This window comes from Mycobacterium sp. 5-140-3-2 (assembly GCF_035666375.1).
GTDB classification, from domain to species: domain Bacteria; phylum Actinomycetota; class Actinomycetes; order Mycobacteriales; family Mycobacteriaceae; genus Mycobacterium; species Mycobacterium intracellulare.
This window is the reverse complement of sequence record NZ_CP142025.1, coordinates 4,489,639-4,503,926: the sequence shown is the minus strand read 5'-3', so window position 1 is coordinate 4,503,926 and position 14,288 is coordinate 4,489,639. Positions and strand designations below refer to the sequence as shown.

Below are 14,288 nucleotides of genomic sequence, written 5' to 3'. Positions count from 1 at the left end.
GAGTAACCCAGTGAGGAGTCCAGGTCGTGACTGATTCCATCCACGCGTCCACCCAGCGAAGCTCGCCGGTGTCCGTGCTGGGTCCGGAACAGCGACAGGCGGCCTGGGACCGGCTGGGCGCCGAGCAGTTCGACGTGGTCGTGATCGGCGGCGGCGTGGTGGGTTCGGGCTGCGCGCTGGACGCCGCGACCCGCGGGCTCAAGGTGGCGCTGGTGGAAGCGCGCGACTTCGCCTCGGGCACCTCGAGCCGCTCGTCGAAGATGTTCCACGGCGGCCTGCGCTACCTCGAGCAACTGGAGTTCGGCCTGGTCCGCGAGGCGCTCTACGAGCGCGAGCTGTCGCTGACCACGCTGGCACCGCACCTGGTCAAGCCGATGCCGTTCCTGTTCCCGCTGACCAACCGCGTGTGGGAACGGCCCTACATCGCAGCCGGCATCTTTCTCTACGACCGGATGGGTGGCGCGAAATCCGTTCCGGCGCAAAAGCATTTGACCCGTGCAGGCGCGTTGCGATTGAGTCCGGGCCTCAAGCGCAGCTCGTTGATCGGCGGAATCCGTTACTACGACACGGTCGTCGACGACGCCCGGCACACCATGACCGTCGCGCGCACCGCAGCGCATTACGGCGCGGTGGTGCGTACCTCTACCCAGGTCGTCGCCCTGCTGCGCGAGGGCGATCGTGTGACCGGGGTGCGGGTCCGCGACTCCGAGGACGGCGCGGTCACCGAAGTCCGCGGCCACGTGGTGGTCAACGCGACCGGGGTGTGGACCGACGAAATCCAGGCATTGTCCAAGCAGCGCGGGCGATTTCAGGTGCGGGCCTCCAAGGGCGTGCACATCGTGGTGCCGCGCGACCGCATCGTCAGCGACGTCGCGATCATCCTGCGCACCGAGAAGTCGGTGATGTTCGTCATCCCGTGGGGCAGCCACTGGATCATCGGCACCACCGACACCGACTGGAATCTCGACCTGGCCCATCCCGCGGCCACCAAGGCCGACATCGACTACATCCTCACCACGGTCAACACGGTGCTGGCCATCCCGCTGACCCACGCCGACATCGACGGGGTGTACGCCGGGCTGCGGCCGCTGCTGGCCGGGGAGAGCGAGGAAACCTCGAAGCTGTCCCGCGAGCACGCCGTGGCGGTGCCCGCGCCGGGATTGGTGGCCATCGCGGGCGGCAAGTACACCACCTACCGGGTGATGGCCGCGGACGCGATTGACGCTGCGGCCCAATTCATTCCGGCGCGGGTGGCACCGTCGATCACCGAGAAGGTCAGCCTGCTGGGCGCCGACGGCTACTTCGCGCTCATCAACCAGGCCGAGCACGTCGCCGAGCTGCAGGGGCTGCACCCCTACCGGGTGCGCCACCTGCTGGACCGCTACGGCTCGCTGATCGGTGACGTGCTGGCGTTGGCGGACGACCGCCCCGACCTGCTCGACCCGATCAAGGAGGCGCCGGGCTACCTGCGGGTCGAGGCGCTCTATGCCGTGACCGCCGAGGGGGCCTTGCATCTGGAGGACGTCCTGGCCCGCCGGATGCGCATCTCCATCGAATACTCACACCGCGGTGTCGACTGCGCCCGCGAGGTCGCGGATGTGGTTGCGCCGGTGCTGAATTGGTCCGCGGCGGACATCGACCGCGAGGTCGCCAACTACACCGCCCGGGTGGAGGCCGAGGTGCTGTCCCAGGCCCAGCCCGACGACGTGTCGGCCGACGAATTGCGGGCCAGCGCGCCCGAGGCCCGCGCCGAGATCCTCGAGCCGGTCCCGCTCAAGTGAGGCCCGCCCCGCTTCCCGTGCGTGACGGGCTCGGCCCGGCGCGGGTGCGGCTGCGGGGCGGACCGGTGCTGGCCGAGCTGAGCGCCCGGTTCGGCGCGCCGGCCCGCGCCAAGGTGCTGGCCGGGGAGGTGGTGGGCGCCGACGGCGCGGTGATCGATGCCAAAACCGTGCTGCCCGCCGGGGCGAGCGTCTACCTCTACCGCGAGCTGCCCGACGAGGTGCCGGTGCCGTTCGAGATCCCGGTGCTCTATCGCGACGACGACATCGTGGTCGTCGACAAGCCCCACTTCGTGGCCACCATGCCGCGGGGACGCCACGTCGCGCAGAGCGCGCTGGTGCGGCTGCGCCGGGAGCTGGACCTGCCCGAGCTGAGCCCGGCGCACCGGCTGGACCGGCTGACCGCCGGGGTGCTGGTGTTCACCGCGCGCCGCGAAATGCGGGGCGCGTTCCAGACGCTGTTCTCGCGGGGCCTGGTGGACAAGACGTATCTGGCCCGCGCCGCCGTGGACCCGGCGCTGCGGTTGCCCCGCGTGGTGAAAAGCCGCATCGTCAAGCGCCGGGGTCAGCTGCAGGCGGTCTGCGAGCCGGGAGCGGCCAACGCCGAGACGCTGGTGGAGCTGGTGAGCGCGGACGGCCTCTACCGGCTGACCCCGCGCACCGGGCGTACCCACCAGCTGCGCGTGCACATGGCCTCGCTGGGGATACCGATCGAGGGGGATCCGTTGTACCCCAACGTGATTGACGTTGCGCCCGACGACTTCAGCACACCGCTGCGGTTGTTGGCACGGCGCATCGAGTTCACCGACCCGCGCTCGGGCGTGCGGCGCGAGTTCGTCAGCCGCCGTGATCCCTACGCGGACAGGGTGCGCAAGCGGTAGCGTCACAAGCAGTCGGCAACGCCGCAGGGCCCCAGGGGCGAGGTGACGGGAGGCGACCATGAAGCGCGGCATCGTGTCGGGATCGGCGGCCCTGCTGACGGCCGCCGGGCTCATAGCCTGGGCACCGCCGGTGAGCGCCGGCTGCCAGTACGGGGGAGGCGTGCTCAGCAAGTGCGACGGGCCCGTCCAGCCCGACGGCACCTGGCAACGCTGCGTGGCCGTCACCCGCCTGATTCCCAACGGCGCCAGTTCCTACCTCGTGCCCGACGGGCACTGCGACGTGATGGGTCCCGACCAGCGCCCGTCGGACCTCGCGTTCGCCGACCCCCCGTCGCACATCGACTGAGGCGGGCAACCCGCGGCGTGGACCGCCCGGGATCGGGTAGCCCGCGCGTATGGACATCGCCGTCACGTTCGTCGGCAACGCCACCACGCTGATTTCCGTCGGCGGGCTGACGCTGCTGACCGACCCGAATTTCCTGCACCGCGGGCAACGCGCCTACCTCGGCCACGGACTGGTGTCCAAGCGCCTGAAGGAGCCGGCGTTGGGCATCGACGAACTTCCGCGCCTCGACGCCGTCGTGCTCTCCCATCTGCACGGCGACCACTGGGACAGGGTGTCGCAGCGGGGGCTCGACCACGACCTGCCCATCATCACGACGCCGCACGCCGCCAAACGCCTGCACCAGCGCGGCTTCGCGCACGCGCGCGGCCTGCAAACCTGGCAGCAGCACACGATCACCAAGGGCGACACCACCGTGACCCTCACGTCGCTGCCCGGGCGCCACGCGCCGGGGTGGAGCCGGCGCCTGCTGCCGCCGGTGATGGGCACCATGGTCGAGATCGGCTCCGCCGACGGCGCACCCCGGCGCCGGCTCTACATCTCCGGGGACACCCTGCTGATCCAGGAGCTCAACGAGATCCCGGCGCGGTTCGACCCGATCGACGTCGGCATGCTGCACCTCGGCGGCACCCGGCTGCCGGCCGGCCGGCGGCTTCCGTTCGGGCTGACCGTAACCATGGACGGTCGCCAGGGGGCCGAACTCGTCGCGATGCTGGGCCTGCCGAAGGCCATCCCGGTGCACTTCGACGACTACGCGGTGTTCGCGTCGCCGCTCTCCGACTTCACCCGGCAAATGCAGCGTCGCGGGCTGGGCGACCGGATCGTCACGGTGAACCGCGGCGACTCGGTGACCGTCTGATAGAGGGCCCCGCTCCCGACCAGCGGCGGGTGCCAAGTCCCCGGCTCGATTAAATGGGAAGAGGAGGCCGTTGCTGGGGGTATAGGGTGTCCTAGCGGCTTGCGGTCGAACTGGGAGGTACCGACGGCAGGTAGCAGGCATCGACGTACAGAGTTTGGGGCTTTTTCGCGGCCTGGTTAACGGAAATTTGCTGAGGCGTTCTCAGCGTGGGCATTGTGAGACGAGATGGATCTACTAGCACCCCCCGAGGTCACCTCGACACTCATCCACACCGGGCCCGGAGCGGGCTCGCTGATCGAGGCCGCCGGCGCCTGGCAGCGCCTGGCCGTCGAACTGGAGAATTCCGTCTCCACCTATACCTCCACGTTGACCTCGCTCATCGAATCGTGGGACGGCCCGTCCGCGACGGCCATGCTGCAGTCCGTCCAGCCCTACCTGCTGTGGTTGCGCGAGACCGCGCAGCAGTCCGCGCAGATGGCCTCCTCGGCGGAGGCGGCGGCCTCGGCCTTCAGCGCCACTCGCGCCACGGTGGTCCACCCCTCGGTCGTCACCGCCAACCGGACGCGCCTGCGGCAGTTGCTGGCGACCAACCGGTTCGGGACCAACACCGCGGCGATCGCCGAGGCCGAAAACGAATACCAGACCATGTGGGCGAACAACGCCGCGGCGATGACCCGCTATCAGGCGACGACGTCGCAGGCGACGGGGCAGCTGTCCCGGTTCACCTCGCCGGTTCCCGACACCAATCCGGACGGGACGGCCAACCAAGAGGCGGCGGTGATGAAAGCCGCGAGTGACTCGTTCGGTCCGCAGGTCCAGGACGCGCTCGGCGACAGCGTCACCGGCTTCGACCCCAACGCCAGCTGGTTCGGCTGGGCGAGCACCTGGGGCAACCAGTTCATCTCGTCGGGTTTCCCCATCAATCTGCTCGGTGTGTGGGCGCAGTTGGCGACCGCGCAAGGGGTCGCGTCCGTGGGCGGTGACATCGGCTCCGGCCTGTCGGAGGGCCTGGGACTGACCTCGGCCACTCTGGCCAACGCGATCAAGGGCATCGGCGCGGGAGCGTCGGCGCCGACCGGCGCGCTGGGCGTCGGCGTCTCGCTGGGCAAGTTGACCGCGCCCCCCGCCGTGGTGGGCCTGCTGCCGGGCACGCAGACCGGGGTGCAACTCGCGTCCGCGGCGTCCCCGCTGCCCGCCGCGGAATCCGGATTTCCCATGATGCCGATGATGGTGCCGCCGCCGACCGCCTCGGCGGGCACCGGCTGGCGAAAACGCAAACAGCAAAAGTACGAGGACGTTGCCGTGGGCCGGGAGGTCAAAGGCAAAGTGATGCCTCGAAACCCGTCGGCCGGATGACATTGACGGTGGCGCCGCACGACTGCCGGCGCCGATCGCATTCACCGGGTAGGCCGGGTCTGTCAGGTCCCTCAGCGGCCACCAGCACCAGCGCCGACGCGCGGCGTTCGCCCCACCCACTTCTTCCCCAAGGTAAAGGTTCATGGATTTTGGGATACTGCCGCCCGAGATAATCTCGGCGCTGATCCACTCCGGACCCGGCGCTTGGTCACTTATCGAAGCCGCCGGCTTCTGGCAGGAATTGAGCGCCGAGCTGGAGCAATCGGCGAGTAGCTACACCGCGGAGCTGTCGTGGCTGTCCACGACGTGGCACGGTCCGTCGTCGATGGCGATGGCCCAGGCGCTAGAACCCTATCTCGCCTGGCTGCGCCTGACCGCGCAGCAGTGCCAGCAGACCGCGGCGTCGGTGCAAGTCGTTGCCGCGGCGTTCGAATGGACCCACTGGACGGTCGTTCATCCCTCGCTGGTCGCCGCCAACCGGGCGCGCCTGGCGATGTTGTTGGCCACCAACTTCTTCGGGGTCAATTACCCGGCCATCGCCGAAACCGAGGCCGAGTACCACACCATGTGGGTGAACAACTCCGCCGCAATGTATCGCTACGCCGCGACCTCGGCGGGCGCGGTCAAGCTGCCCCAGTTCTCGCCGCCGCCCCAGGTGACCAACCCGTCGGGGGCCACGGCGCAGGCCACCATGATGCACGCGGCGACCACGGGAAATTCCGGGGCGCAGCTCCTGGCCGCCGACTCGATCGGCCAAGGGTCAAGCGCCGCAGACGCTTTCGACCCAAACGACGGTTGGTTCGGGTATTGGAGCACCTGGGGGAACCAGACCATCGCGGGTGGGATGCCCGTCAACATCCTGGGTGTGTGCGCGCAATTGGCCACCGCGCACGCGTTTGCGTCGCTGGGGGAGGACATCGGTCCGGGTTTGGCGGACGGCGCCGCGGCGCTTGCGTCGGCCGAGACGCGGCTCGTCAGCGCGGTCGGCGCCGCGGGGTCGTCACTGGCGCCCCGAGCGGCGCTGGGTGTGGGAATTTCGCTGGGCCACCTGACCATGCCACCCTGGGCGGCCTGGCCGGCGAGCTCGGCCTGAACCGTTGGGCGGTGGAAGACGCCGTGGCGGCGGCCGAACGGGTCAAAGCCACCGGCTACGAGACCCACACCTTCTTCACCGTGTACGCCGCCGAGATCGCCGGCGCCGCAACGAACGTCGTCGACGCCCCCGGTCGCACGCTGTCGATGCGCCGCATCTCGGCGTTCGTGCTGCCGCAGGGGTTGATCACCGTGCGCCTGACGCCCGACTTCGACATGGCGCTGGTGACCCGGCGGTGGGAGGAGATCGGCGGCCAGGCCTACGGCGTCGGCGCCCTGGTGCACGGCCTGCTCGACGTCGTGGTCGACAGCCATTTTGCCGCCGTCGAGGCCCTCGACGACGGCATCGAGGCCATCGAGGACGAGTTGTTCGACGGCACGTCGCGCAAGGGCGACTTTGCGCGCCGCACCTTCGGGTTGCGCCGGGACCTGGTGAACCTGCGGCGGGTGGCGTTACCGATGCGCGAGGTGGTCAATTCGATTCAGCACCACCGCATTTCGGACGGCGCCGACCGCCAGCTCGATCCGCTGTACGCCGACCTCTACGACCACGTGCTGCGGGTGTCCGAATGGACGGAGTCGCTGCGCGACATGGTCACCACGATTTTCGAGACCAACCTGTCGCTGCAGGACGCCCGGCTGAACACCGTCATGAAGAAGTTGACGGGATGGGCGGCCATCATCGCCGTGCCGACGGCGATCACCGGGTTCTACGGGCAGAACGTTCCCTACCCGGGCTTCGGTACGGCGGCCGGATTCGCCGCCAGCACCAGCGTGATAGCCGTCCTGATGGTGGTGCTGTACGTGATGTTCAAACGTCGCGACTGGCTCTAGACCGCGCTCACTGTGCGACCGGGGGTGCGGCGGAAAGACCGTGCTGGATGCCCTGGCTGATTTTGTCCCGCTGGGCGGAGCCGCCCGGTGGATCCAATTCCCTGCAGGCGCAGCTGAGATGACTGAAGGGATTAGGGTCGGTGCTGGCCGATGCTGCGGTCCAACCGGAAGCGCCAAGAACGATGGCGACACCCGCAACACCGACCAAAAGTTTCGGAATCATTTTGGCCTTGTGGTCGTCACATTAGTTTCGGATGTTCCAACTTTAGCCGCGAATTGGTCACCAGTCTGTCAACCGGCTGTAAATTTCAGGACCCGGATGCAGCCGCCGCGTACTTGGGGCAGTACGCCTTGATGCTGACGCCGACGAAGTAACCTGCGTGATAGCTGTCCAGCGAACTGCTGGACAGCACGTTGTTGGCAACCTGTTCCGGCGTTTGGCCCGAATCGAGTTCGTGGCACACGGTATGACCGGAGTTGACCACCGCCTCGGGCGACTCGAAATTGATCCCCTTGGCTTTCAGCGCGGCGAGGAACGCGTCATCGGCGGAGGTGGCGTGCGTGGTCGCCGGCGCCGTCATCGCGCTGAGTAGGCCGGCGACCGGCACGGCGCCGATAGCCAGGAGCGACCGCGCCCGGCCGGGCTTGCGGATCTGGGTGCTCGTCATCTGTGATACTCCCGTGGAACAGAAGAGCCGTAGCTTGCTGAGGGCGGGGCCAGTTCGAATGCTCGCACGCCGCGGCGTTACCCGATGGAGGATCGCCGATAATGCGGTCCGTGCCACATCAATGTTTGCTCTGTTTTCGGCGGCGCGTAACCGTTCGTTGTCCGTCGCTGCGCCGTCGGCGACCTGACAACATGCCGTACGCGCGATGGCTGTGGCTCGCTGTGGTGGCGATATGCGTGGCCGGCTGCGGGGTGCGGCACGTGTCGGCGGCAAGCGCTCGAGACGTTTCCGGTACGTTCCGATCCGGCGGCATGGACCGAACCTACATGTTGCACGTGCCGGCGGGCGACCCCATCGGCCTGGTGCTCAGTTTGCACGGCGGCGGCGGAACCGGGATCGCGCAGCGCGCGCTGACGGGGTTCAACTCCGTTGCTGACGCCCACGACCTGTTGGTCGTCTACCCCGACGGGTACGACAAGAGCTGGGCCGACGGGCGCGGCGCGTCACCCGCGGATCGCCGCCACATCGACGACGTGGCCTTCCTCGTCGGGCTGGTGGGCAAGCTGCGAAACGACTTCAACATCGCGCCCGGACACGTTTTCGTCACGGGGATGTCCAATGGCGGCTTCATGTCCAACCGGCTGGCCTGCGACCGGGCCGACGTCTTCGCCGCCGCGGCGCCGGTGGCCGGCACCCTGGGCGTGGGTGTGGCCTGCAACCCGTCGCGGCCGGTGTCGGTATGGGAGGCGCACGGGACCGCCGACCCGCTGGTGCCGTTCAAGGGTGGCGCGGTCCGCGGCCGTGGCGGGCTCAGCCATTCCATCTCGGCGGATGCCATGGTGGCCAAGTGGCGCGCGGCGGACGGGTGCGCCGGCGAACCGTCGATGGAGCTGCTGCCCGACGTCCGCGACGGCACGGTCGTCCGCCGGTTTGTCTCCGCGGCGTGTGCGGCGTCCACCGAGGTGGTGTTCTACAAGATCGACAAGGGCGGGCACACCTGGCCGGGCGGCAAGCAATATCTGCCTGCGGCCGTCATCGGGCCCACCACGCACGCGCTCGACGGGTCGGAGGCCATCGCCCAGTTTTTCCTCGCGCACGCACGGGACTAGCGCTGACACGACGGGCACCAGTAGGCCACCCGCTCTTTCGTGTCGTCGACGTCGATGGGGGTGGCGCAGCGACGGCAGCGCTGCCCGGCGCGCCCGTAGACCCAGAGCTGGCGCCCGCTGCGGGTGTCACCGGTGGTGCACCGATTCCATCGAAAGCGGTTGAGCCACAGCATTTCTCGTGCGCGGGAGACCAGCCGGAGCGGGTCAGCGATGGCGCCCACCGGCGCGGTGGGCAGATGCCCGCTGACAAAACACAATTCGTTGCAATAGACGTTGCCGATCCCGGCCAGCAGCCGCTGGTCCAAGAGCGCCTCGGCGATCGGCCGGTGCGGGTCGGCCATCAGGTTGGCCGCGGCACGCGCGGCGTCCCAATCCTCGCCCAGCAGATCGGGTCCCAGATGCGCGACGGCCTCGCCGTCCCGGTCGCGGTCCAGGATCTCCAGCACGCCCAGGTCGACGCCGACGGCCCGGACGGTGCCGGTCTCCAACACGATGCGCGCCCGATGGTCGACCCGCACCGGGCGCTCGCCGACCCGCCAGCTGCCCTCCATCTTCAGATGCGAGTGAATGCTGGCCCGTCCCACCCGGATGAACAGGTGCTTGCCGCGGCTGACGACCTCGTCGACCACCTCGCCGGTGAGGTCGACGGTGGCGAACCGCGGCACCCGAACGTCGCATCGGGTCAGCGTCGCGCCGACCAGGTGCTCGCGCAGCACGGCGGCGGTGTGCCAGACGGTGTCACCTTCGGGCATCTCAGCGCAGCCGCAGTCCGCGTGGCGTCGTGTGGAATCCGGCCTCGGTGAGCGCGCCCAGCGGGCCGGACGCGTCCGCGCGGGGCGCCAGGGCCGGCACCCCGTCGATGCGCTCCACCAGCATCCCCGCCACGCGGCGGGAGGCGACCAGGTCGGCCAGGGCCGCCGCGGCGGCGTGGTGGGCCCCGGGATCGTCGGTGAAGGTCAGCAGCGAGCGCCCACCGCGCTCCAGGAACCAGGCCAGCTCGCCGTCGACCAGCACGACGAGCGCGCCGGCCTTGCGGCCGGGGCGCGCGCCCTCGCCGCCGGAGGTGGGCCAGGGCAGCGCCGCGCCGTAGGGGTTGGCCGGGTCCGCGGCGGCCAGCACGACCGCCCGGTACTGCGGCCGTTCCGGATCGACCCCCTCGCTGAAGTTGCGCAGCCGATCGACGGTCGACGCGACGGCGAACTGCGCCCCGCCCAGCGACTCGATGAAGTAGCCGCGCTGGCAGCGGCCCGCGTCCTCGAAGGCGCTCAGCACCTTGTACAGGGTGGCGAACCCGCCGGGGACGCCCTCGGTGGCCACGGCGCCCCGGGTCAGCACGCCGTGGCGGCCCAGCAACAGCTCGGCCTGGTAGTGGGCGCGCAGCGTGGAATCCGGCTCGGGGGCCGCCAGGATGGACCAGCGGCCGGCGACGGTGGGGTCCGCGGGCCGGGACTGCGCGTGCGCGACGCTGTACCGGCTCAGCCGGGGCGGGCGTTGCGAGCGGTGCGCGGGCGCCGAGCGCTTGCGCGCGCCGGCGCCGCCGAGGACGGCGCGCACCGGGGCGAACGTGTCGCCGGTGATCCAGCCGGCCCAGATCAGTTCCCACAGCGCGGTTTTGAGCGCGGCGTCGGGCACCCCGCCGTGCGCGAGTTGGCGGAAGAAGTAGGCGCCGCCCCCGGCGAGCGTGTCCAGGATGGCGCGGTGGGCGTCGCCGAGCTCGATGTCGGCGGGCCCGGTCAGTGTCAGCGGCGCGGATTCGCCGGCGTGCAGCGCGATCCAGCCGTCGCTACCCGAGATCGACCCGGCGCCCGACCAGGTGACCTCGCCGGTGGCCAGCAATTCGTCGAGCATCGCGGGGGAGTAGTCGCGGACCCGGGGGGCCAGCACCAGCGGCTCGATCGCCGATGCGGGGATCCGCACGCCGGCCAGCTGATCGATCACAGACATCAGCCCGTCCAGCCCGGAATGGCCAGGGGCGCGCGGCGATTCGGCCGCCCCCACGTGATGCCAGGCGGGCAGGAAGCGCCCGTAGGCGGCGGTGCTGACCGGCTCGACCTGGGCCCGCAGCGCCGCCAGCGATCGCCGCCGCAGGATGCGCAGCACGTCGGCATCGCACCACTGCTCGGCCCCGGCGACACCGCCGGACGGCCCCGGGGTCTCGGCGACGAAGTCGCCGCGCACCAGCCTCCCGTCGGCGGCCAGCCGGCCCAGGACATCGGAGGTCACCCGCAGCCCCAGGCCGAATCGGGCCGCCACTTCGGCCGTGGTGAACGGGGTGTGGGTGCGCGCGTAGCGGCCCAGCAATTCGCCCAGGGGGTCGGCGACCTCCTCGGTGAAGGCCGTCGGCACGCCCAGCGGAACCGGGATGCCGATGCCGTCGCGCAGCCGCCCGATGTCCTCGATGGCCACCCACCAGCCGCGGCCGGCGAACGACACCGTCAGCGCGCGCCGCGCCGCGCGCAGGCCCTCCAGCCAGCCCCCCACGTCGGCGCCACCCGCGCGGGCGGCCACCTCCTCCTCGGTCAGCGGGCCCAACAGCCGCAGCAGGTCGGCGACGCCCTCGGCGTCGCGCGCGGCCCGTTCCGCAGAGAGGTGCTGCAGCTGGCGGGCGGTGGCGGCGATGACCTCGGGGTCGAGCAGGTCGCGCAGTTCCACCCGGCCCAGCAGCTCGGCCAGCAGCGTGCTGTCCAGCGAGAGCGCGGCGGCGCGGCGCTCGGCCAGCGGGCTGTCGCCCTCGTACATGAACGCGCCGACGTAGCCGAACAGCAGCGAGGCCGCGAACGGCGAGGGCCGCGCCGTTTCCACCTCGACAACTCGCACTCTGCGCTGGGCGATGCCGGTCATCAGCGCCACCAGGGCGGGGACGTCGTAGACGTCCTGCAGGCATTCGCGGATGGTCTCCAACACGACGGGGAAGTCGGGGTATTTGCGGGCCACCTCGAGCAACTGGGCCGCGCGCTGGCGCTGCTGCCACAGGGGCGAGCGGCGGCCCGGGTGCCGACGCGGCAACAACAGGGCGCGGGCCGCGCATTCGCGGAACCGCGATGCGAACAGCGCCGAGCCGCCCACCTCGTCGGTGACGATGGGGTCGATCTCGTCGGCGTCGAAGACGAAAAGGTCCGCGCCGGGCGGGGTTTCGATCCCCGTGTCCGACGCGAAATCGGACACGGTGTCGGGCAGGCGCACCACGACGCCGTCGTCGGAGGCGGTGGGCTTCTCGTCGATGCCGTAGCGTTCCCGCAGCCGCCGTCCCACCGCCAGCGCCAGCGGACCGTTCACCGGCAGCCCGTAGGGCGAGTGCAGGATCACCCGCCAGTCGCCGAGCTCGTCGCGGAACCGCTCGACGAGCAGGGTGGTGTCGGTGGGCACCACCCCGGCGGCGGTACGCTGCTCGTCGAGCAGGCGGGCCAGGTTGTCGGTGGCGTAGGCATCGAAACCCAGTCCGGCGCAGCGGGTTTCGAATTCCTCCCGGGTGAGCCCGGCCAGCTCACCGGTGAACGCGCCCAGCGCGGCGCCCAGCTCGGCCGGGCGGCCGACCCCGTCGCCGCGCCAGAACGGCAACCGGGCCGGCTGGCCGGGCGCCGGGATCACCAGCACCCGGTCATGGGTGATCTCGGTGATGCGCCAGCTGGTGGCGCCCAGCGAGATGACGTCGCCGGGGCGGGACTCGTAGACCATTTCCTCTTCGAGTTCGCCGACCCGCGAAGGCTTTTCGGCCTCGGAGGCCAGATACACCGTGAACAGCCCCCGGTCGGGGATGGCGCCGCCGGAGGTCACCGCCAGGCGTTGCGCGCCGGGGCGCGCGGTCAGCGTGCCGGTATCGCGGTCGTAGACCAGCCGCGGACGCAGCTCGGCGAAATCGGTGGAGGGGTACTTGCCGCTCAACAAGTCCAGGGTGGCCTCGTACACGCTGCGCGGCAGCGTCGCGAACGGGGCGGCCCGGCGCACCGTGTCGAACCATTTGTCGGCGTCCAGCGGCTCGAGCGCGGCGGCCGCCACGGTCTGCTGCGCCAGGATGTCGAGCGGATTGGCCGGCACCCGCATCGTCTCGATCTGGCCGGCCAGCATGCGCTGCACGCTGACCGCGCAGCCGATCAGGTCGGTGCGGTGCTTGGGGAACAGCACCCCCTGGGAGACCTCGCCGACCTGGTGCCCGGCCCGGCCGATGCGTTGCAGCCCGCTGGCCACCGACGGCGGCGCCTCCACCTGGATCACCAGATCGACGGCGCCCATGTCGATGCCGAGCTCGAGGCTGGAGGTCGCCACCACCGCCTTGAGCAGTCCGCGTTTGAGGTCCTCCTCGACCAGGGCGCGTTGTTCCTTGCTGACCGAACCGTGGTGGGCGCGCGCCAGTATCGCCTCGGCCCCGTAGGTCTGGCCGGAGCCCATGATGTGGGCCGGGGCGCCGCCCGCCACCTTCGGGTTGGCCTCCGTGGATAGCTCGACGCCGCTGCGCTCGGCATGAATCTCGTTGAGGCGGGCGGTAAGTCGTTCGGCCAGCCGACGCGAATTGGCGAACACGATCGTCGAGTTGTGCGCCTCGATCAGGTCGACCAGGCGGTTCTCCACGTCGGGCCAGATCGTGTTGTTCGCCAGGTTCGCCATGTCGGGCACCGGCACGGCCACGGTGAGCTCGACGGTCTTGGCCGACGCCGGCGCCACGATCGTGGTCGGCTGCCCCCCGGACAGGAACCGGGCGAGTTCCTCGGGTGGCCGCACCGTCGCCGACAGCCCGATCCGCTGGGCGGGTTTGTCCTCCCGCAGCGCGTCGAGGCGCTCCAGCGACACCGCCAGGTGCGCGCCGCGCTTGCCCGCGGCGATGGCGTGGATCTCGTCGACGATCACCGTCTGCACCCCGGCCAGGGTTTCGCGCGCGGCGGAGGTGAGCATCAAAAACAGCGACTCCGGTGTGGTGATCAGCACGTCGGGAGGCCGGTTGATGAGCTGGCGGCGGGTGGCGGGCGGGGTGTCGCCGGAGCGCACGCCGACGCTGATGTCCGGCGGCGGCAGGCCCCGGCGTTCGGCGATGCGCGTGAGCCCGGCCAGCGGGGTGCGCAGGTTGCGCTCGACGTCGACGGCCAGCGCCTTGAGCGGGGACACGTAGAGCACCCGGGTGCCCGGCGGGCGGTCGGCCGCGCCGGCGAGGCTGTCCAACGCCCACAGGAACGCCGCCAGCGTCTTGCCGGACCCGGTGGGGGCGATCACCAAAGTGTGGTGACCGTCGGCGATGGCCTCCCAGGCCTCGGCCTGCGCCGTGGTCGGCGCGTCGAAGGTGCCGGTGAACCACTCTCGGGTGACGGCGCTGAACCGGCCCAGCGGGTCGGCGGGGCCGGGCGGCCCGGAATCAGCGCGAGTGCTCACCCATCCATGG

General features: G+C 70.6%; 9 protein-coding genes and 2 pseudogenes. 8 read left to right on the top strand and 3 right to left on the bottom strand.

The window, feature by feature from the left end; genetic code table 11:
- Positions 1–26: 26 nt before the first annotated feature.
- The 7 genes and pseudogenes from P6281_RS20990 to P6281_RS20960 form a co-directional block, all read left to right on the top strand.
- Positions 27–1,781, top strand: a complete 1,755-nt coding sequence (locus P6281_RS20990; protein WP_043955343.1) for a glycerol-3-phosphate dehydrogenase/oxidase — start codon at positions 27–29, stop codon at positions 1,779–1,781.
- Positions 1,778–2,659: a pseudouridine synthase gene (locus P6281_RS20985; RefSeq protein WP_201408589.1), complete on the top strand. Its 882-nt coding sequence runs from the start codon at positions 1,778–1,780 to the stop codon at positions 2,657–2,659. Before P6281_RS20990 ends, P6281_RS20985 begins: the two co-directional genes overlap by 4 nt.
- A 58-nt stretch (positions 2,660–2,717) precedes the next feature.
- A complete protein-coding gene (locus P6281_RS20980; protein ID WP_009954619.1) occupies positions 2,718–3,005 on the top strand; it encodes a CDGP domain-containing protein in 288 nt (95 codons plus the stop codon).
- A gap of 49 nt (positions 3,006–3,054) precedes the next feature.
- The gene (locus P6281_RS20975; protein ID WP_014385708.1) at positions 3,055–3,861 is read left to right on the top strand and encodes an MBL fold metallo-hydrolase; all 807 of its coding nucleotides are present in this window, start codon (positions 3,055–3,057) and stop codon (positions 3,859–3,861) included.
- Between the two features lie 225 nt (positions 3,862–4,086).
- Positions 4,087–5,217 carry a PPE family protein gene (locus tag P6281_RS20970; RefSeq protein WP_201407192.1) on the top strand — a complete coding sequence of 377 codons (1,131 nt, stop codon included), beginning with the start codon at positions 4,087–4,089 and terminating at the stop codon, positions 5,215–5,217.
- Positions 5,218–5,359: 142 nt separating this feature from the next.
- Positions 5,360–6,280 (top strand): annotated as a pseudogene (locus tag P6281_RS20965) (PPE family protein); the annotation flags it as partial.
- A pseudogene (locus P6281_RS20960) lies at positions 6,265–7,143 on the top strand (magnesium transporter CorA family protein); the annotation flags it as partial. The pseudogenes P6281_RS20965 and P6281_RS20960, both read left to right, overlap by 16 nt.
- A 308-nt stretch (positions 7,144–7,451) precedes the next feature.
- Here P6281_RS20960 and P6281_RS20955 read toward each other — a convergent pair.
- The gene (locus tag P6281_RS20955; protein ID WP_008259948.1) at positions 7,452–7,811 is read right to left on the bottom strand and encodes a DUF732 domain-containing protein; all 360 of its coding nucleotides are present in this window, start codon (positions 7,809–7,811) and stop codon (positions 7,452–7,454) included.
- 191 nt (positions 7,812–8,002) lie between these two features.
- Here P6281_RS20955 and P6281_RS20950 point away from each other — a divergent pair, with 191 nt between their 5' ends.
- The gene (locus P6281_RS20950; protein WP_014383210.1) at positions 8,003–8,920 is read left to right on the top strand and encodes an extracellular catalytic domain type 1 short-chain-length polyhydroxyalkanoate depolymerase; all 918 of its coding nucleotides are present in this window, start codon (positions 8,003–8,005) and stop codon (positions 8,918–8,920) included.
- Here P6281_RS20950 and nei2 read toward each other — a convergent pair.
- Together nei2 and P6281_RS20940 are read right to left on the bottom strand one after the other, a co-directional pair.
- Entirely contained in the window at positions 8,917–9,672 is a 756-nt protein-coding gene (gene nei2, locus P6281_RS20945) for an endonuclease VIII Nei2 (protein WP_201358424.1), read from the bottom strand. The genes P6281_RS20950 and nei2 overlap by 4 nt on opposite strands.
- A 1-nt stretch (position 9,673) precedes the next feature.
- Entirely contained in the window at positions 9,674–14,278 is a 4,605-nt protein-coding gene (locus P6281_RS20940; protein ID WP_324738511.1) for an ATP-dependent helicase, read from the bottom strand.
- Positions 14,279–14,288: the final 10 nt, after the last annotated feature.